The 18,779-nt window shown below is 58.4% G+C and carries 16 protein-coding genes and 1 pseudogene; 12 read left to right on the top strand and 5 right to left on the bottom strand.

Annotated features, from left to right (window positions below):
- Window positions 1-21 precede the first annotated feature (21 nt).
- Entirely contained in the window at window positions 22-2,136 is a 2,115-nt protein-coding gene (glyS, locus tag SJH88_RS05585) for a glycine--tRNA ligase subunit beta (protein WP_274753843.1), read from the top strand.
- Window positions 2,137-2,361: 225 nt separating this feature from the next.
- Here glyS and SJH88_RS05580 read toward each other — a convergent pair whose 3' ends face one another.
- Window positions 2,362-3,381, bottom strand: coding sequence for an IS30 family transposase (locus SJH88_RS05580; protein ID WP_274753842.1), 1,020 nt, complete (start codon window positions 3,379-3,381; stop codon window positions 2,362-2,364).
- Window positions 3,382-3,484: 103 nt separating this feature from the next.
- Between SJH88_RS05580 and SJH88_RS05575 the strand changes: the two genes are divergently transcribed.
- Window positions 3,485-4,138 carry a DUF2837 family protein gene (locus SJH88_RS05575; RefSeq protein WP_274753841.1) on the top strand — a complete coding sequence of 218 codons (654 nt, stop codon included), beginning with the start codon at window positions 3,485-3,487 and terminating at the stop codon, window positions 4,136-4,138.
- Window positions 4,139-4,291: 153 nt separating this feature from the next.
- Window positions 4,292-5,038 carry a hypothetical protein gene (locus tag SJH88_RS05570; RefSeq protein ID WP_274753840.1) on the top strand — a complete coding sequence of 249 codons (747 nt, stop codon included), beginning with the start codon at window positions 4,292-4,294 and terminating at the stop codon, window positions 5,036-5,038.
- Here the strand turns inward: SJH88_RS05570 and SJH88_RS05565 are convergent.
- The 4 genes from SJH88_RS05565 to SJH88_RS05550 form a co-directional block, all read right to left on the bottom strand.
- On the bottom strand, window positions 5,024-5,791 hold the full coding sequence (locus SJH88_RS05565) for a glycosyltransferase family 2 protein (RefSeq protein WP_274753839.1): 768 nt from the start codon (window positions 5,789-5,791) through the stop codon (window positions 5,024-5,026). The two genes, SJH88_RS05570 and SJH88_RS05565, sit on opposite strands and share 15 nt — an antisense overlap.
- Window positions 5,788-6,360 carry a glycosyltransferase family protein gene (locus SJH88_RS05560; protein WP_274753838.1) on the bottom strand — a complete coding sequence of 191 codons (573 nt, stop codon included), beginning with the start codon at window positions 6,358-6,360 and terminating at the stop codon, window positions 5,788-5,790. The genes SJH88_RS05565 and SJH88_RS05560 overlap by 4 nt, the downstream gene beginning before the upstream one ends.
- Window positions 6,361-6,515: 155 nt before the next feature.
- Window positions 6,516-6,707 carry a glycosyltransferase gene (locus tag SJH88_RS05555; protein WP_274753837.1) on the bottom strand — a complete coding sequence of 64 codons (192 nt, stop codon included), beginning with the start codon at window positions 6,705-6,707 and terminating at the stop codon, window positions 6,516-6,518.
- The gene (locus SJH88_RS05550; RefSeq protein WP_274753836.1) at window positions 6,704-7,816 is read right to left on the bottom strand and encodes an MraY family glycosyltransferase; all 1,113 of its coding nucleotides are present in this window, start codon (window positions 7,814-7,816) and stop codon (window positions 6,704-6,706) included. The genes SJH88_RS05555 and SJH88_RS05550 overlap by 4 nt, the downstream gene beginning before the upstream one ends.
- 137 nt (window positions 7,817-7,953) lie before the next feature.
- Between SJH88_RS05550 and argB the strand changes: the two genes are divergently transcribed.
- The 9 genes and pseudogenes from argB to SJH88_RS05505 all read left to right on the top strand — a co-directional run bounded on the left by argB (window position 7,954) and on the right by SJH88_RS05505 (window position 18,775).
- On the top strand, window positions 7,954-8,844 hold the full coding sequence (argB, locus tag SJH88_RS05545; RefSeq protein ID WP_274753835.1) for an acetylglutamate kinase: 891 nt from the start codon (window positions 7,954-7,956) through the stop codon (window positions 8,842-8,844).
- Window positions 8,845-9,043: 199 nt separating this feature from the next.
- Window positions 9,044-9,751: a response regulator transcription factor gene (locus SJH88_RS05540; protein WP_274753834.1), complete on the top strand. Its 708-nt coding sequence runs from the start codon at window positions 9,044-9,046 to the stop codon at window positions 9,749-9,751.
- Between the two features lie 117 nt (window positions 9,752-9,868).
- On the top strand, window positions 9,869-10,942 hold the full coding sequence (locus SJH88_RS05535) for an ATP-binding protein (protein WP_274753833.1): 1,074 nt from the start codon (window positions 9,869-9,871) through the stop codon (window positions 10,940-10,942).
- 177 nt (window positions 10,943-11,119) lie between these two features.
- A pseudogene (gene slmA / locus SJH88_RS05530) lies at window positions 11,120-11,722 on the top strand (nucleoid occlusion factor SlmA); the annotation flags it as partial.
- A 292-nt stretch (window positions 11,723-12,014) separates the two neighbouring features.
- Window positions 12,015-12,587, top strand: coding sequence for a TetR/AcrR family transcriptional regulator (locus SJH88_RS05525; protein ID WP_420921720.1), 573 nt, complete (start codon window positions 12,015-12,017; stop codon window positions 12,585-12,587).
- A 44-nt stretch (window positions 12,588-12,631) separates the two neighbouring features.
- Window positions 12,632-14,428, top strand: coding sequence for an acyl-CoA dehydrogenase C-terminal domain-containing protein (locus SJH88_RS05520; protein ID WP_043383039.1), 1,797 nt, complete (start codon window positions 12,632-12,634; stop codon window positions 14,426-14,428).
- Between the two features lie 57 nt (window positions 14,429-14,485).
- On the top strand, window positions 14,486-14,920 hold the full coding sequence (locus tag SJH88_RS05515; protein ID WP_043383036.1) for a DUF2147 domain-containing protein: 435 nt from the start codon (window positions 14,486-14,488) through the stop codon (window positions 14,918-14,920).
- An 88-nt stretch (window positions 14,921-15,008) separates the two neighbouring features.
- Window positions 15,009-17,411 (top strand): 3-hydroxyacyl-CoA dehydrogenase/enoyl-CoA hydratase family protein, encoded by a 2,403-nt coding sequence (locus SJH88_RS05510; RefSeq protein ID WP_274753832.1) that lies wholly within the window; start codon window positions 15,009-15,011, stop codon window positions 17,409-17,411.
- Between the two features lie 170 nt (window positions 17,412-17,581).
- Window positions 17,582-18,775, top strand: a complete 1,194-nt coding sequence (locus SJH88_RS05505; RefSeq protein ID WP_045266173.1) for an acetyl-CoA C-acyltransferase — start codon at window positions 17,582-17,584, stop codon at window positions 18,773-18,775.
- Window positions 18,776-18,779 lie beyond the last annotated feature (4 nt).

Here is an 18,779-nt window from a genome sequence, read left to right as displayed (position 1 = left end):
GCTGGCAGCTATCAAAACACCATGAACGCATCCAATCTGCTTGTTGAACTGTTTGTCGAAGAGCTGCCCCCCAAGGCCCTGCAAAAGCTGGGCGAGGCCTTTGGCGCCGTGCTGTTCGAGCAACTCAAGGCCCAGGGCCTGCTGGCCTCCAGCGAATCGCGCCTGACCGCCTACGCCTCGCCCCGCCGCCTGGCCGCCCACATCACCGAAGTGCTGCCCCAGGCCGAAGACAAGGCCGTGTCGCAAAAGCTGATGCCCGTGGCCGTGGGCCTGGACGCCGCAGGCCAGCCCACGCCCGCGCTGCTCAAGAAGCTGGCGGCCCTGGGCGCCGATGCCTCCGCCGTCGCCGGCCTGCAGCGCCAGGGCGAGGGCAAGGCCGAAGCCCTGTTCTACGCCTCCACCGTCAAGGGCGTGGTGCTGACCGATGGTCTGCAAAAAGCCCTGGACGACACCATCGCCAAGCTGCCCATCCCCAAGGTCATGCGTTACCAGCTGCAGGACGGCTGGACCAGCGTCAACTTCGTGCGCCCCGCGCACGGCCTGGTGGCCCTGCATGGCACGCAGGTGCTGATCGGGGTGAAGGCCCTGGGCCTGAGCGCCGGCACCGCCACCCACGGCCACCGCTTTGAAGCCAAGGTGGACCCCGTGGTCATCCGCGATGCCGACAGCTATGCCGAGCAACTGCGCGAAGAGGGCGCCGTGATCGCCAGCTTCGCCGAACGCCGTGCCGAGATCGTGCGCCAGCTGCAGGCCGCGGCCGACCGCGTGGGCGGTGGCGTGCGCCCCATCGACGACGAGGCCCTGCTGGACGAGGTGACGGCCCTGGTCGAGCGCCCCAACGTGCTGGTCTGCGAATTCGAGAAGGAATTCCTGGCCGTGCCGCAGGAATGCCTGATCCTGACCATGAAGGCCAACCAGAAGTATTTCCCGCTGCTGGACACCCAGGGCAAGCTGACCCACCAGTTCCTGATCGTCAGCAACATCACGCCCCAGGATGCCAGCGCTGTCATCGGCGGCAATGAACGCGTGGTGCGCCCCCGCCTGGCCGACGCCAAGTTCTTCTTCGACCAGGACCGCAAGAAAACCTTGGCCAGCCGCGTCGAAGCCCTGGGCAAGGTGGTCTACCACAACAAGCTGGGCACCCAGGGTGAGCGCGTGGACCGCGTGCGCGCCATCGCCAAGGGCATCGCCCAGCAACTGGGCAACACCGCCCTGGCGCAGCAGGCCGATCTGGCCGCCATGCTGGCCAAGACCGACCTGATCACCGACATGGTCGGTGAATTCCCCGAGCTGCAAGGCACCATGGGCCGCTACTACGCCCAGAACGACGGCCTGGATGCCGCCGTGGCCGATGCCATCGAAGACCACTACAAGCCCCGCTTCGCCGGCGACGAACTGCCGCGCGGAGATGTCGGCGTGGTCGTGGCCCTGGCCGACAAGCTGGAAACCCTGGTCGGCATGTTCGGCATCGGCAACCTGCCCACCGGCGACCGCGACCCGTTTGCCCTGCGCCGCCACGCCCTGGGCGTGATCCGCATGCTGGTCGAAAAGGACCTGGCGCTGGACCTAGACACCTTGCTGGCCAGCACCCTGCCGGCTTTCGGCGACAAGATCACCGATGCGACCGCCCAGCTGCAGGAATTCTTCTACGACCGTTTGGCGGTCAGCCTGCGCGAACAAGGCTTCAGCGCCCAGGAGATCGACGCCGTGCTGGCCCTGCGCCCACAGCGCCTGTCCGACGTGCAAAAACGCCTGGAAGCCGTGCGTGCCTTCGCCGCCCTGCCCGAAGCCCCCGCCCTGGCCGCCGCCAACAAGCGGGTGGGCAACATCCTGAAGAAGGCCGAAACCGCAGTGCACGCCCAGGTGAACGCAGCCTTGCTGGCGGAGCAGGCCGAAAAGGACTTGTTCGCCGCCCTGCAGACCGTGGCCCCCAAGGCCGAGCAACTGCTGGTAGCCGGTGACTACACCGCCAACCTGCAAGCCCTGGCGGCCCTGCGCACCCCCGTGGATGCCTTCTTCGAGCACGTCATGGTGAATGCTGAAGATCCAGCGCTCAAAGCCAATCGGTTGGGTCTGCTGGCCACCCTGCATGCGGCGATGAACCGCGTGGCGGATTTGGCGAAGTTGGCGGCGTGAGCTGATCAATGCTTCTTGTTTTGGAGGGCACGCCAAAGAATTAACGTTAGAACTTCTAACGCAACCATTGACACGTCATTGCCTTGTCGTACTGAAATACTGCCTAGGATTTCGTCTTAATCGCAATGTTGGATTGTGTTAGCAGTTCTTCGTATGTGTCGCGCACTCAAACTAATCTATTATTTGGCGGTTTCAACTACGAAGTGCAACGCCGCTGGTTGATATTCAATGAATGGTAGCGTGCTTACTCTGGGCGATGGCTTGCATGAACTGCGCAAACGCCTGATAGGGATATCGCCAATCCAATGTCTGCCTGGGCCGGTTGTTCAGCAGATCGGCGATGGCGTCCAGCGCATCCTGCTCATGGACACTCAGATCGGTGCCCTTGGGCAAGAACTGACGCAGCAGCCCGTTGGTGTTCTCGCAGCTTGCACGCTGCCAGGGGCTGTGCGGGTCGCAGAAGTACACACGCATGTTCGTGGCCTTTGCCAACTCCCTGTGACAGGCCATCTCCTTGCCCTGGTCATAGGTGAGCGTCTGGCGCATGGGAGCGCTCACCTGGTTGAGCTTGGCGGTGAAGGCCGCAAGAGCCGATTCGGCTGTGGCATCAGGCATCTTGCACAGCAGCACCAGCCGGCTGCTGCGCTCGACAAGAACTCCCACTGCGGACTTGTTGCCTGCGCCCTTGATCAGATCCCCCTCCCAATGCCCCGGCATCAGTCGGTCATGAACCTCGGGTGGTCGCACATGGATGCTGACCATCTCGGGAATTTGTCCTCGCCTGTCCTGGCCCGCCGAGCGGGGTCTGCGGCCGCTGCGCCCCTGGCGCAGCAGGGCAATCAACTGCTTCTTGAGCTCGCCTCGCGGATAGGCATAAATGGCGTTGTAGATGGTCTCGTGGGACACGTGCCAGCGGAGGGCATCGGGATGCATACGCCGCAGTGTGCGGGCAATTTGCTGCGGCGACCAACGCCACAGCAGCAGATCGCATACAACGCGCCACAGCGCGCCCTCGGTATGCAGCTTTGCAAGTGGCCGCGCCGCCTGGCGTTGCGCTTCGCACGCAGCCTGCGCCGGCCTGAAGGCATAGCCGTCGCTGCTGCGGTTACGCTTGAGTTCGCGGCCAATGGTGCTGGGGATGCGCCCGAGCAGCCGCGCCATCGCGCGCTGACTGAAGCCTTGTTGGTGCAGCGACGCCAGCGTCAGGCGATCTTCTGGCTGCAAGTGCGTGTATCGGGCGGTCATCTGTGCAACTTACCTGGAGTTCAGGCATTGCACTTCGGAGTTGAAACCGCCTTTTATTTTATACAGGCGAATTTGTTTAAAGATTCTAAAAATATTTAGATATATGAATGTTGAATATATAATATTTTTTTTGTGTTTTGCACTAGCTATTTTTTATGTCATTGAGACATCCTCTTGGCTCATTAAATCTGTTGGTTGTCGGGAGGAGGTAGGAAGATTGGTTGCATTAACTAATATTTATCTTTACATGGGGAGAATGTTTTTTGTATTTTTTTCAGTAGGATCTTCTTACTTGGTCGATAAATTTAATCATAATGAATTAATTTATAGAGTAGCATTTCTAAGTTTATTTTTTGCAGCATTTATACAGCTATTCATTGTGAAATTCAGAATTCATATACAAAAAATAATAATAAGACTTTTGAAGAAAACGGTAGAAGAAAAAATTAAAACACAAGTTTGGTCAAAACAAGTATTTTTTTCATCTTTTGTCGCTACTTTAGTTTTATCTTTTGGGTATGTGTTCCCATTTTTAGCAGCTTCTATATTTTATGATCTTAGAATGACGATGGCAAGTATCGGTCAGTTTATTAATGCTTTTGCTGGAGTTGTATTGTTGTTTTTACTAGATCCTTTGCTATATAAATCTATGGACAAAGGTGATTTGTACTTGTACATGAATAGTTATTTATTTGGCAGATTTTGCGGAGTTGGACTTGCTTCTTTGATTGTGGGTCTTTTTTGGGGATGGCAATGATACCTATTGTTATTATGCATAGAAATGAGTTTGATAATTTATTTCTTATGATTGATTCAATTTTTAAAAATACAAAACCCCATATAAATTGTTTGTTGTTGATAATAATTCTTCAGTAAAAAATAAAGAGGAAAATATTGAAATTTTAAAAAAATGAATTTAGTATTAATTGAATCCAATAAAAATAACTGGATTTTGGGGTTTAATTTGGCTTTAAAGAGTAAATTTTGGCCTAAAAATTCTCTATATTATATTTTTTCTGATGCAGATATTTTAGTTCCACCCATAGATCATCATGGTTGTTGGTTGAGGCAGATGGTTGACATCATGGATAATAACGTTTGCATCGGAAAGCTAGGAATGTCACTAAAAGTCGATGATATTGATTTTTGGAATAAAGAGGTAATTGTTGCGCAGAGAAAAAGATTTGAATCTAATTCAAAAATTTCTGGAAATTATGTGGCTCCTGTTGACACAACGCTAGCAATCTACAGGAATGATTTTTTTATAGGGAAAGAATTTAAATTCTCAATAGGACATGCTAGTTTAGCAAAACCTTTTTATTATACTTGTCGGACAAATTCAAGGTTGGAGGCTAAGCATTTAGGTTGGTATGATAAACATAGAATGAAGCAAGAAAATTCGGCATTTTCCGAAAAAATTCGATGCTTTGCAAGGTTGGGATGCTTTGTTGATAAGGAAACATTACGAAATTCTGAGTTATTTGATAGGATGTTTTACAGAATAGTAAGGCCATCAATGTATTTATTTTTTGGTGTTGTTGTGATAACAAAAATTTTTTTCTACTTATTAAGTAATTTCCCAAGAAAAATTAATATCATACAATTTAATTCCAAGGGTAATTTGTTTAATGTTTTAAATTTCTTAATAAGTATTTAATTTCTTCGATAAGCGAAGAAATTTTATAAAATACATATGATATTTTTTCTCTTTATAAAGTATATTCAAAGCATTCTTGCAGTCGTTGTGCATTTTTTTTATGGAGCCAGAGAGTCCAGAGTCTCCGATAGGCTTTTTGAATCCAAAACAAAGTGTGGATTTTATATGGTGAATATCATGGATTAGATTGTTTTCTATCCAGCATTTATAATCCTCCATTCTTTGAAGGCGTTCATCAAAGTTGATAAAAGTTTCTCGGTCTACCATGACTGTAGGGGTGCAAATAAAATTGCCAAAAATAAATCTTATTGGGTTGATTTTTTTTGTGAGGTTATGAGATATTTCTTGAGGGTTAATATTCATTTTATTGTTTGCTGAATAAGAGTGATAGCTGAATTTTAAATTTTTACACTCCATTTCACGATACTGAATTTCGATTTTTTGAGGATGCCATTGGTCATCTGCATCAAGAAAGGCTATATATCTTGAAGTTGCTGCAGCGATGCCTTTGTTTCTGCTGTGTGATGCTCCTTGGTTGGTTTTATTTTTTATAATTGTGGTGATTTTTGCTATGTGTCGGTGATGTGCTGTGATATATGCGGTGGAGAGCGGTTCTTCACTGCAATCATCAATAATAATGATTTGTTTGACTGGGAAGGTTTGCTGGTTGATCGATTCCAAGCAGCGGTCGATGGTTGCCCAGTCGTTAAAGAATGGTATGATTACGCTGACATCGGCAGATTTGATTTTCATTTTTTGAATAAGTAAAAATAAAAGAAAAGAAATTTTAAAAACAAAGATTCGGTATACTTCCTTCTCAATTCTCGACTGTGCTTGCTTAATATAAAATAATCAATATTTTCTTGATTAAGAATGTTTTTAAGAAATTCTGATTTTTCGTTTTTGGTGGCGTTGTAAATACGTTGTACTTGGGTGATCCATTCACCATTCGCAATTTTATGAAATCTTCTTATTTTTGCTGTTAATCCTTTGTTGGCGCCAACGACATTGGCAGTATGCTGGGTGTAGAGCATATGGCTTTGGTGATCGATGATCCATTTTTTTTGATGTGTTCTCGCATAAGCATAAATCAGCCAGTCATGGGCTTCGATGGCGTTGATTTCATTCCGTTTCTGGACGATGAATTTTTGAATTTCTTCAAAAAATTCTGATGTTAGTACATAGGTGCAGCCCGGGCCAGCAGATTCAAAAAGATAATCGTATTTTCTTTGTGGTTGTGACTTTTTAATATATGCACGATTTTGTGTTTGCGGCCAATATGCTGTGATGTCCGAGGAGTAGCCATCTGCTTGCTGCTGCATTAAAATGGTGGCAGCACGATTTAATTTTTCCGCATGCCATAAATCATCCTGATCGGCCAGTGCTACAAAATCGTAATTTTTCTCATTAAAATTTTCGAGCAGGTGGTAGAAATTTTTTCCAGCGGAACCAAAGCAAATATCATGGCTAAATATTGTCAGTCGTGATGTTTTTTTTGAATGGCCTTGAGTATGTCAATCGTTTTGTCTGTAGATTTATCAAGACTGATAAATATATCTACGTGCACACACTCTTGAGAAAGAATGCTGGCGATTTGTTGTTCTATATATTTTTCGCCATTGTAGGCTGCCAGTAGAACGGCTATTTTTGGGAGTTGAATGGCGTTCATTTGCTAGAACTCCACTTCAGGAGTGACAGTTTGTTGTACACGAATAGATAAATCAAAGAGCTTGCCAATATTGTCAGCATGCATTCCAAGGTTTTCGGGTAAAAAAATACGGCGGCGGTGCAGGGTAGGGCGGCATACAACCACAAAAATGGCGATGTCATTCCGTTCTGGGTCGTCTTTGAAGCATTGGGGAATAGCTTCTTTGTCCAGCGTTTGTTGGCCAGGTTGTGCAGGTGCTGGGCATCGGGTTGTGTGGCATCGCACTTGTCGCTCAAAAATTTGCGGCGATAAATGCTGAACAACACTTCAATAATCGGATAAGAGCACACCAGCAAGCTGGCCCAAGGCGAAACCTGGGGGTTGCGCTCTGGCAGCAAAATTGCAATCCAGGCAAGGGTGAAGCCTAGAAAATATGCTCCACCATCGCCTAGAAATATTTTTCCGAAGGGCCAGTTCACCAGAAAAAATCCTAATACTGCGCCTGCAATAATCAGACAGGTGAAGGCCAGCGGTATATCGCCCACTTGTCGTGCGATCAGGCCAAAAGCGGCCAGCATGAGCAGGGCGACGCCCGCCGTCAATCCGTTGAATCCATCAATGATATTGATGGCATTCGCCACGCCACCGACTGCAAATGCGGTGAATATGACGGAGATGAAGGTGAATCCAAGTAACCAGTCCACGCCCGGGATATCGACACGGGTGAGTGAGACGCCGGTGATGCCCCAGCCCAGCACGCCGGATGCCATGGTGGCCAACAGTCGGGTTTTGACCGAGACCTTTTTGGTGACATCTTCCAGTAGGCCGAAGATGAAGGCGGGCATTCCGGCCATCAGAATGGCGCTGAGGATGGCGCGTTTTTCTGCGGCGATGGCTTCTGGACTGGATGCGGCATACCCCGCCAGCACGCCGATGGCCAGGGCAATGCCGCCGATGCGTGGCGTGGGGTGGGTGTGAAACTTTTGCACGCCCGTGGTGCTGTCCATTGACAGGCTGCCGTGCCATGACTTGGTCAGCACCAGAAGGATACAGGTGAGAAAAGATGCCAAGCCTGCGACCAAAGCGTCAAAGCGCAATAGCTCCAGGGGAATGTAATGGTGTGGCTGCATGGGGCTTCAAGCGAAGAGCTTGTATGGGTCCAATACCTTGAGATGCGCTGGCGCCCTGTCTGTTGCAATCTAGTTGCGGCACAATGCAGGGCTTTATTTTGCTACCTATTGTCCCATGTGACTGAGGGATTGAATTCATGACCACCATCACCCACATCGCCCCCCGCGACAAAGCCGAAATCCTCGCCCAGGCGCTGCCCTACATCCGCAAGTTCCATGGCAAGACCATGGTCATCAAGTATGGCGGCAACGCCATGACCGATCCTGCGCTGCAGGCGGACTTTGCGGAAGACGTGGTGCTCTTGAAGTTGGTGGGGATCAACCCGGTGGTGGTGCATGGCGGGGGGCCGCAGATTGAGACCGCATTGAACCGATTGGGCAAGAAGGGCGAGTTCATCCAGGGCATGCGCGTGACCGACGCGGAGACCATGGAAGTGGTGGAGTGGGTGCTGGCCGGCGAGGTGCAGCAGGACATCGTGGGTCTGATCCACCAGGCGGGTGGCAAGGCCGTGGGCCTAACCGGGCGTGACGGGGGTCTGATCCGTGCCAAGAAGCTGAAGATGCTCGACAACAAAGACCCTTCGATCGAGCACGATGTGGGGCAGGTGGGCGATATCGTGGCGATCGACCCCAGCGTGGTGCGCGCGCTACAGGACGATGCCTTCATTCCCGTGATCAGCCCCATCGGATTTGGCGAAGAGAACGAGAGCTACAACATCAATGCCGACGTGGTGGCCAGCAAGCTGGCGACGGTGCTGCAGGCCGAAAAGCTGGTGCTGCTGACCAACACCCCCGGTGTGCTGGACAAGGGCGGCAACCTGCTGACCGATCTGACCGCACGTGAGATCGACGGGCTGTTTGCCGACGGCACCATCTCGGGCGGCATGCTGCCCAAGATCAGCGGTGCGCTGGATGCCGCCAAGGCGGGCGTGAACGCCGTGCACATCATCGACGGCCGTGTGCCGCATGCCATGCTGCTGGAGATCCTGACGGACCAAGCCTATGGCACCATGATCCGCAGCCACTGACCGCGCGACACCCCAACGCCGAGATTGTTGACAGTCTCGGCGTTTTTTTATGGGCGAACGGAGGGAGCGCATGCCGAGGGGGGCTCGGAAAAGCTTCTAATATTTCAGCATAGACCGGTGGAGCGGGGGCGAGGCGTCGCTCCACCGCAAGCCATGGAGCGCTCTGCAGACCAAGAAGCGCACACAAAGGGGACATCTGATGCGGTTGTTGTTGGTGGAAGACGATTTGATGGTGGCCAGCGGGATCAAGCTGGGCCTGACCGATGCGGGCTATGCGGTGGATTGGGTCAGCAGCGCCGAGCGTGCGATGGACGTGCTGGAGCACGAGTCGTTCGATATCGCCATCCTGGACATCGGACTGCCTGGCATGGATGGGCTGGAGTTGCTGCACCGCATGCGTGCCAAAGGCATGGCCTGCACTGGCATGCCGGTGCTGATGCTGACGGCGCGCGATGCCTTGCACGACCGGGTGCGCGGCCTGGACCTGGGAGCGGACGACTACATGGTCAAGCCCTATGAGCTGCCCGAGCTGCTGGCGCGGCTGCGCGCCTTGTTGCGCCGCTCGCAGGCGGCGAACTCCGCCGTGCTGAGCTTTGGGCCGCTGGTGCTGGACACGGCGGCGCGCAGTGCCGGGGCCCGGCTGGGCGGGCTCGACGGCGAGGGGGAGCTGCATTCCATCGACCTGGGACCGCGCGAATGGACGGTGCTGGAGTACCTGCTGATCCATGCGCCCAAGCCGGCCAGCAAGGACAAGCTGCTGCAGGCCTTGACCGGCTGGGACAAGGAGATCACACCGAATGCGGTCGAGGTCTATGTCTCGCGCCTGCGTGCCAAGCTGGAGCCCTACGGGGTGGCGTTGCGCTCCATCCGCGGCTTTGGCTACCGGCTGGATGTGCAGACGCAGTAAACCGAAGCTGCTTGATTTTTGATAGCTTGCTGCGCAGCTACATTCAGCAATACCGATAGTTTGTAGTGAGAAGTGCGCAGCATCGCTGCGCAACGCGCTCACTTTTTTGAGAAGACCATGTCTTTGCCGGTCCACAAGCGTTTGTTGGCATTGCTTCTGCCCATGTTGTTGCCGGTGCTGGGGCTGGTGCTGGCGGCCGTGTGGCTGGGCTACAGCGTGGCGGCGCAGATTGCCCGGTCGCCGGAGCAGTCGCCCGATCTGGCCGAGATCGGGCTGGCGGTCCTGCCGGCCTTGCTGATGCTGCTGTTGCTGGGCGTGATGGCCCACATGGCAGCGCGCAAGGCCCTGATGCCCTGGGTGCTGCTGGCGCAGACGGTGCAGGCCCGCTCGCCCAAGGACCTGCGGCCCATCCCGATTGCCCCGCACACACCGGCGGACGTGCAGGTCATGGCCGAGGCGCTGAACCGCCTGTTCGCGCGTGCGAACGAGGAAAGCGATGCCCAGCAGCGCTTCATCGCCGATGCGGCGCACCAGTTGCGCACGCCGCTGGCCGCATTGCAGTCGCAGGTCGAAGCCTGGGCGCTGATGGCGCAGTCGGCCCCGGACAAGAGCATCCACCTTTCCGTGACCCAGGTCGAACGCCTGCGCCAGGCCTCGCGCCGCACCACGCAGGTGGCCAACCAGTTGCTGGCCTTGTCGCGGGTCGAAAGTTCATTGGGGCAGGCGGCGGGCACGCAGCGCGTGGACATCAAGAACCTGTGCGAGACCGTGCTGGAGTCCTTCCTGGATGACGCCCTGGCCAAGCAGCTGGACCTGGGGCTGGAGGCCGAGGCGGCGCATGTCACCGGCCACGAATGGCTGTTGCGCGAGTTGATCGCGAATGTGCTGGACAACGCCATCAAGTACACCCCGCAGGGCGGGCGGGTCACCTTGCGCTGCGGCCGCAGGCTGTCGCCGCAGCGACAGATCCGGGTGTATGTGGAGGTGGAGGACGATGGCCCCGGCGTGCCCGTGGGTGAGTACGCACGCCTTACGCACCGCTTTTACCGAGGGCCTGGCACCACGGTGGAAGGCACGGGATTGGGCCTGGCGATTGCCCAGGAAATTGCCCAGGGCCATGGTGCGCACCTGCAGTTCGCCCCCGGTGCCCTGGGCCGTGGCATGCGGGTGACCCTGATGTTTGGCGAGTGACGGCGGCGGATTTTGTTGGCCGGACAAACGGTTACTTCTGCATATGTCTGTGAGAGAATGAATCGATTTACCTGTTGATTTGTCTGCCTTATGTCCGTATCTGAAGTTCTGACCCCTCCGACCAAAACAGCCGAGACTGTCGTTGCTAACGCCACATTGGAGGAGTAGCCCCGCACGCGTAAACGCCCCAAACCGGGCGAGCGCCGCGAGCAGATTCTTCAGGCACTGGCCTCCATGCTGGAGAAGCCCGGCAGCGATCGCATCACCACGGCGGCCCTGGCCGCCAACCTCTCCGTCAGCGAAGCGGCCCTGTACCGCCATTTCGCCAGCAAGGCGCAGATGTTCGAGGGGCTGATCGACTTCATCGAGCAAACCGTGTTCGGCCTGGTGCAGCAAGTCGCAGGCCGTGAAGGCGAGCCCCTGGAGTGCACCCCCGAGGACGGCGCCCGCCGTGCGGCCCGCATCGTGGCCCTGTTGCTGCAGTTTGCCGAGCGCAATCCCGGCATGGTGCGCGTGCTGGTGGGCGACGCCCTGCTGCTGGAACACGACCGCCTGCAGGCACGCATGAACCAGTTCTTTGACCGCATCGAATCCACGCTGCGCCAGTGTCTGCGCCCGGCGGCTGGCGCGCTGGGCTCCAGCACCCCGACGGTGGATGCCCAGGTGGCCGCCAGTGTGCTGATGTCCTTCGTGCAGGGGCGCCTGCAGCGCTATGTGCGCACGGGCTTCCGCCGCCAGCCCACCGAGCACCTGGATGCCAGCCTGGCCATGCTGATCTGAGCGGGCCACACGACCACCAAAAACCAGGGCGACTGCACAGTCGCCCTTTTTTATGCACGGTCGGGGAGGCATGACTAAATCGGGGGCGCAAGGGTTTGCACCTATGCTCAAAGTCCGAGGAAGTTTTTACGATCCAAAAAAGAACGAACGTTCGTTTTTATTGGTGATGCATGCCCTCGACCCCACACATTTTCCCCGCCGTCCCCAGCAGCCCGACCGCCGATCGTAAACCGCGCGCGCGGCAGCCGGGCACCGCATTTCTCCCAAAGGCCTGCAGACCAAGGCCCACATCGTGGATGTGGCCCTGCAACTGGCCATGCACAACGGGCTGGAAAGCCTGTCGATCGGTGGCCTGGCCGAAGCCACGCAGATGAGCAAATCCGGTGTGTTTGCCCATTTCGGTTCCCGCGAAGAGCTGCAGATTTCCGTGATCCGCGAGTACCACCACCGCTTCGAGCAGGAGGTGTTCTACCCCGCGCTGCAGGCCGAGCGCGGGCTGCCCCGTCTGCGCGCCCTGTTCGACCACTGGATGAAGCGCACCACCATCGAGCTGGACTCTGGCTGCATCTACATCAGCGGCGCGATCGAGTTCCACGACAACATCGGCCCCGTGCGCAACGCGCTGGTGGAGTCGGTCAGCATCTGGCACGCCGCCATGCGCCGCACCATCAACCAGTGCAAGGAACTGGACGACCTGCGGCCCGATGCCGACGAGAACCAGATCCTGTCCGAGATCCATGCCCTGATCCTGGTGTTGCACTACGAAGCGCGCTTCCTGCGCAGCCCGGGCGCCATGCAGCGTGCCCTGACCGGTTTCGACAACATCCTGTGGCGCTATGGCGCCCCGGCCTCAGCAAAGAACTGAGACCGCCTCCCACCCCCTTGATTGCTGATTTACAGGAGACAACCATGCCCAGCTACACCCCGCCTCTGCGCGACATGCAATTTCTGATGCATGAAGTGTTCAAGATCGAAGAAGAATTCAAGGCCCTGCCCAAGCATGCCGAGGTGGATGCCGACACCATCAATGCCGTGCTGGAAGAGGCCGGCAAGTTCGCCGCCAACGTCACCTTCCCGCTGAACATCAGCGGCGACGAAGAGGGCTGCCAGCTGGACAAGACCACGCACGAGGTCACCACCCCCAAGGGCTACAAGGAGGCCTACCAGCAGTTCGTCGAGGGCGGCTGGCCCGCGCTGTCGTGCGACCCCGAGTATGGCGGCCAGGGCCTGCCGTTCGTGGTGAACTCGGCGCTGTACGAAATGCTCAACAGCGCCAACCAGGCCTGGACCATGTACCCCGGTCTGTCGCATGGCGCCTATGAAGCCCTGCACGCCCATGGTGCCCCGGCATTGAAGGCCAAGTACCTGCCCAAGCTGACCAGCGGCGAGTGGACCGGCACCATGTGCCTGACCGAGCCCCACTGCGGCACCGACCTGGGCCTGCTGCGTACCAAGGCCGAGCCCCAGGCTGACGGCACCTACAAGATCACCGGTAACAAGATCTTCATCTCCGCCGGGGAGCACGACTTCACCGACAACATCGTCCACCTGGTGCTGGCACGCCTGCCGGACGCACCGGCCGGCTCCAAGGGCATCAGCCTGTTTGTGGTGCCCAAGTACCTGGTGAATGCTGACGGCAGCCTGGGGGCGCGCAACGGCATCTACTGCGGTGGGCTGGAGCACAAGATGGGCATCAAGTCCAACGCCACCGCCCAGATCGTGATGGAAGACGCCGTGGGCGAGCTGGTGGGCCAGCCCCACAAGGGCCTGCAGGCCATGTTCGTGATGATGAATGCCGCCCGCCTGGGCGTGGGCAACCAGTCCCTGGGCCTGACCGAAGTGGCGTTCCAGAACGCGTTGGCCTATGCCAAGGACCGCCTGCAGATGCGCAGCCTGTCCGGCACCAAGGCCAAGGACAAGCCCGCCGACCCCATCATCGTCCACCCCGATGTGCGCCGCATGCTGCTGACGGCCAAGGCCTATGCCGAAGGTGGCCGCGCGCTGTCGACCTTCTGCGCGCTGCTGATCGACAAGGAACTGAACCACCCCGATGAGAAAGTGCGCAGCGACAGCGCCGATTTGGTGGCGCTGCTGACCCCCATCGTCAAGGCCTTCCTGACCGACAACGGCTGGATCGCCACCACGCAAAGCCAGCAGGTGTTTGGCGGCCATGGCTTCATCAAGGAATGGGGCATGGAGCAGTTCGTGCGCGACAACCGCATCAACATGATCTATGAGGGCACGAACGGCGTGCAGGCGCTGGACCTGCTGGGCCGCAAGGTGCTGGGCAACCAGGGCGCCACGCTGAAGAAGTTCGGCAAGCTGGTGGCGCAGCTGGTGGAAGAAGAAGGCGTCAACGAAAAGATGGCCGAATTCATCAACCCCATCGCCATGCTGGGCGACCAGATGACCAAGTTCACCACCGAGATCGGCTTCAAGGGCATGCAGAACCCCGACGAAGTGGGCGCGGCATCCGTCGACTACCTGCGCGTGGCCGGCCACCTGGTGTTCGGCTATCTGTTTGCCCGCATGGCCCAGGTGTCGCTGCGCGCCATCGCCGCCGGCAGCACCGATCCGTTCTATACCGCCAAGCTGCAGGTGGCGCGCTTCTACTTTGCCAAACTGTTCCCCGAGACCGCCACCCTGATGCGCACCGCCCGTGCGGGCAGCAAGGTGCTGATGGACTCGGATGCTGCTCTTGCTTAAGTAGCGGCTAGCGCACGCATTTCCCTGAATGTAGAAGCCTTTGAGACGGAGATTCTTATGAAGCAAGCGTTGGCAGCTCTGTTTTTCGTAGTGCTTGGTGCCCCCGCGATGGCACAGATGACCCCCGTGGGGGTGTGGAAGAGCCTGGACGACAAGACCGGCGCACCCAAATCGCAGGTGCGCATCAGCGACCACGGTGGGGTGCTGACCGGCCAGGTCGAGCGCGTCCTGCGCGAGGGGGCCGATCCCCAGGCCGTGTGCGACAAGTGCACGGACGACCGCAAGGACAAGCCCATCGTGGGGCTGGAGATCATCCGCGGCGCCAAGCAGGCCGAGGGCAAGACCGTCTGGGAGGGCGGCAAGATCCTCGACCCCGAGAACGGCAAGACCTACACCCTGCGCCTGACGCCGGTGGAGGGCGGCAGCAAGCTGGAAGTGCGTGGCTCCATCGGTCCCTTTGGCCGTACCCAGACCTGGGTGCGTGTGCAGTAACGAACAACCTTGCTGACCCTGCCCGTATGGCGCCATCCTGGTGGGGCGCCATGCGGGCGTCTGGGCAGCATTCCATGGAAACCATCCCATGTCCCGATTCAATGTGAAGAAAGTCGCCGTGCTGGGTGCCGGCGTGATGGGCGCGCAGATTGCCGCCCATCTGGTCAACGTGAAGGTGCCGGTCATCCTGTTTGACCTGCCCGCCAAGGAAGGCCCCAAGAGCGGCATTGCCGAGCGTGCCATCGCCAACCTGAAAAAGCTCAAGCCCTCGCCGATCGGCGTGGCCGAGGATGCCGACCTGATCCAGGCCGCCAATTACGAAGAGCACCTGAAGCTGCTCAAGCAGTGCGACCTGGTGATCGAGGCGATTGCCGAGCGCATGGACTGGAAGCTGGACCTGTACACCAAGATTGCGCCGTTTGTGGCCAAGCACGCGCTGGTGGCATCCAACACCTCGGGCCTGAGCATCACCAAGCTGTCCGAGGCGCTGCCCGAAGCCATCCAGCCGCGTTTTTGCGGCATCCACTTCTTCAACCCACCGCGCTACATGCCGTTGGTGGAGCTGATTGCCACCCCCACCACCGAACCCCAGGTGCTGGACCAGCTGGAAGCCTTTGTCACCAGCGGCCTGGGCAAGGGCGTGGTGCGCGCCAAGGACACGCCCAACTTCATCGCCAACCGCATCGGCATCGCCGGCATGCTGTCGACCATGAAGGAGGTCGAGAACTTCGGCCTGACCTACGACGTGGTGGACGACTTGACCGGCAAGAAGCTGGGCCGGGCCTCCAGCGGCACCTTCCGCACCGCCGACGTGGTGGGCCTGGACACCATGGCCCACGTCATCAAGACGCTGCAGGACAACCTGAGCCTGGAGACCGACCCCTTCTACGGCAGCTTCGGTACGCCGCCCGTGCTGGCCAAGCTGATCGAGCTGGGCCGCCTGGGTCAAAAGACCAAGGCCGGCTTCTTCAAGAAGGTGGGCCGCGACATCCTGCAGTTCGAGCTGGACAGCGAGGACTACGTGCCCGCCGGCGGCAAGGCCGACGAGGTGTATGCGCGCATGCTCAAGAAGCCTGCGGCCGAACGCCTGCGCCTGCTGCGCAATGCCGAAGGCGCACCCGGCCAGTTCCTGTGGGCCATCCTGCGCAACAGCTTCCATTACGCCGCCCTGCACCTGGCCACGATTGCCGAGTCCGCGCGCGACGTGGACCAGGCCATGCGCTGGGGCTTTGGCATGAAACAGGGCCCGTTCGAGCTGTGGCAAGAAGCCGGCTGGCTGGAGGTGGCCAAGATGATCCAGGAGGACATCGACGCCGGCAAGGCGCTGTGCCAGGCGCCCCTGCCGAAGTGGGTGTTCGAAGGCCCCGTGGCCGAGGCCGGTGGCGTGCACACGGCCCAGGGTTCGTGGAGCCCGGCGCTGCAAAAATTTGTAGCGCGCCGCGTCCTGCCCGTCTACGAAAGACAGCTTTTCCCTGAAAAACTGCTGGGCGAGGACAACCTGCCCGACTGGAAGACGGCCGGCACCACGGTGTTCGAATCCAAGGCGCTGCGCACCTGGACGCTGGATGGCGAGATCCTGATCGCCAGCATCAAGAACAAGATGCACGCCATCAGCCCCGAAGTCATGGAAGGCCTGATGGAGGCCGTGGACACGGCCGAAAGCGACTTCCAGGGCATGGTGATCTGGTCCGGCGATGCGCCGTTCAGCGTGGGCGCCGACCTGGAAGCCACCATGCCGGCCTTTGTGGTCGGCGGTGCCGATGCCATCGACAGCATCGAAAGCGAACTGCAGAACCTGATGCTGCGCATTCGCTATGCGCAGGTGCCGGTGGTGGCAGCCATCCACGGCATGGCGCTGGGTGGTGGTTGCGAGCTGGCTGTCTACAGCGCGCGCCGCGTGGCCCACATGGAAAGCTACATCGGCCTGGTGGAAGTGGGCGTGGGCCTGGTTCCCGGCGCCGGCGGCCTGACCTACATCGCCCGCCGTGCGGCCGAGAACATGGCCAGCTCCACCGGCAAGGACGTGCTGCCCTTCCTGACCGAAGGTTTCACCGCGGCCGCCATGGCCAAGGTGGGCACCAGCGCCATCGAGTCGCGCAAGCTGGGCTACCTGCTGGACAGCGACCTGATCGTGCCGCACAAGGACGAGGTGCTGTTCACCGCCATCAACGAGGCCCGCAGCATGGCCGCCGGTGGCTGGCGCCCCCCGCTGCAGCGCCCCTTCCCCGTGGCGGGCCGCAGCGGCCTGGCCACCATCAAGGCCCAGTTGGTGAACATGCGCGACGGCGGCTTCATCAGCGCCTACGACTTCAAGATCGCCGCCATGATCGCGGAAGTGGTCTGCGGTGGCGAGGTGGATGCCGGCTCGCTGGTGAACGAGGAATACCTGCTCAAGCTGGAGCGCAAGGTGTTCTGCCACCTGATCGGCCAGCCCAAGACGCACGAACGCATCCTGGGCATGCTCAACACCGGCAAGCCGGTTCGGAATTGATGCATCCCCCTGCGTCGCTGCGCGCCTTCCCCCTTCTCTCGCTTCGCGGGAAGGGGAACGCCAGCCACGCTGCGGGGCGGCCCTTGCTCGCTGGCTCTGACATGCGCCGCGCAGCGAGGTAGGCCCCACACACAGGTTAAAGAGCGAAGAGACAACCAAGGAATTTGGTCATGAAGCAAGTACAAGACGCCTACATCGTTGCCGCCACGCGCACGCCCATCGGCCGCTCGGGCCGGGGCTATTTCAAGAACACCCGCCCCGACGATCTGCTGGTGGCCAGCATCCGTGCCGCCATGGCCCAGGTGCCCACGCTGGACCCCAAGGCCATCGAGGACGCCATCATCGGCTGCTCCTTCCCCGAGGGCGAGCAGGGCATGAACATGGCGCGCATCGCCGTGGGTCTGGCGTTCGACCATCCCATCGGCGGCGTGACGGTGAACCGTTTCTGCGCCTCGGGCATCACCGCCATCCAGATGGCGGCCGACCGCATCCGCGTGGGCGAGGCCGATGTGCTGATCGCCGGGGGCGCCGAGTCCATGAGCATGGTGCCCATGGGCGGCAACAAGCCCTCGTTCAACCCCGAGGTGTTCGCCCGTGACGAGAACGTGGGCATCGCCTACGGCATGGGGCTGACGGCCGAGAAGGTGGCCCAGCAGTGGAAGGTGAGCCGCGAGCAGCAAGACGCCTTCGCGCTGGAGTCGCACCTGCGTGCCGTCAAAGCCCAGCAGGCGGGCGAGTTCACCGATGAAATCACGCCCATCGAGATCGTCGACCGTTTCCCCAACCTGGCCACCGGCGAAGTTGGCACCCGGACCCGCACCGTGCACCTGGACGAAGGCCCGCGCCCCGACACCACGCTCGAAGCCCTGGGCAAGCTGCGCCCGGTGTTTGCCGCGCGTGGCAGCGTGACGGCCGGCAACAGCTCGCAGACCAGCGACGGCGCCGGCGCGCTGATCCTGGCCAGCGAAAAGGCGGTCAAGCAGTTCGGCCTGACCCCGCTGGCCCGCTTTGTCAGCTTTGCCGCCCGCGGTGTGCCGCCGGAAATCATGGGCATCGGCCCCATCGAAGCCATTCCCGCAGCCCTGCGCTACGCCGGCATCCACCACCAGGACATCGGCTGGTTCGAGCTGAACGAGGCCTTTGCCGCCCAGTCGCTGGCGGTGATCAACACCCTGGGCCTGGACCCCGCCAAGGTCAACCCCATGGGTGGTGCCATCGCCCTGGGCCACCCGCTGGGGGCCACCGGTGCCATCCGCGCCGCGACCGTGGTGCACGCGCTGCGCCGCCACAACCTGAAGTACGGCATGGTGACCATGTGCGTGGGCACCGGCCAGGGCGCGGCCGGCATCATCGAGCGCGTCTGAGCCC

It is taken from the genome of Comamonas sp. GCA5 (assembly GCF_036541385.1).
Taxonomy (GTDB): Bacteria; Pseudomonadota; Gammaproteobacteria; order Burkholderiales; family Burkholderiaceae_C; genus Comamonas; species Comamonas aquatica.
The sequence above is the reverse complement of the archived record's forward strand: the minus strand, read 5'-3'. Positions and strand labels throughout refer to the sequence as shown.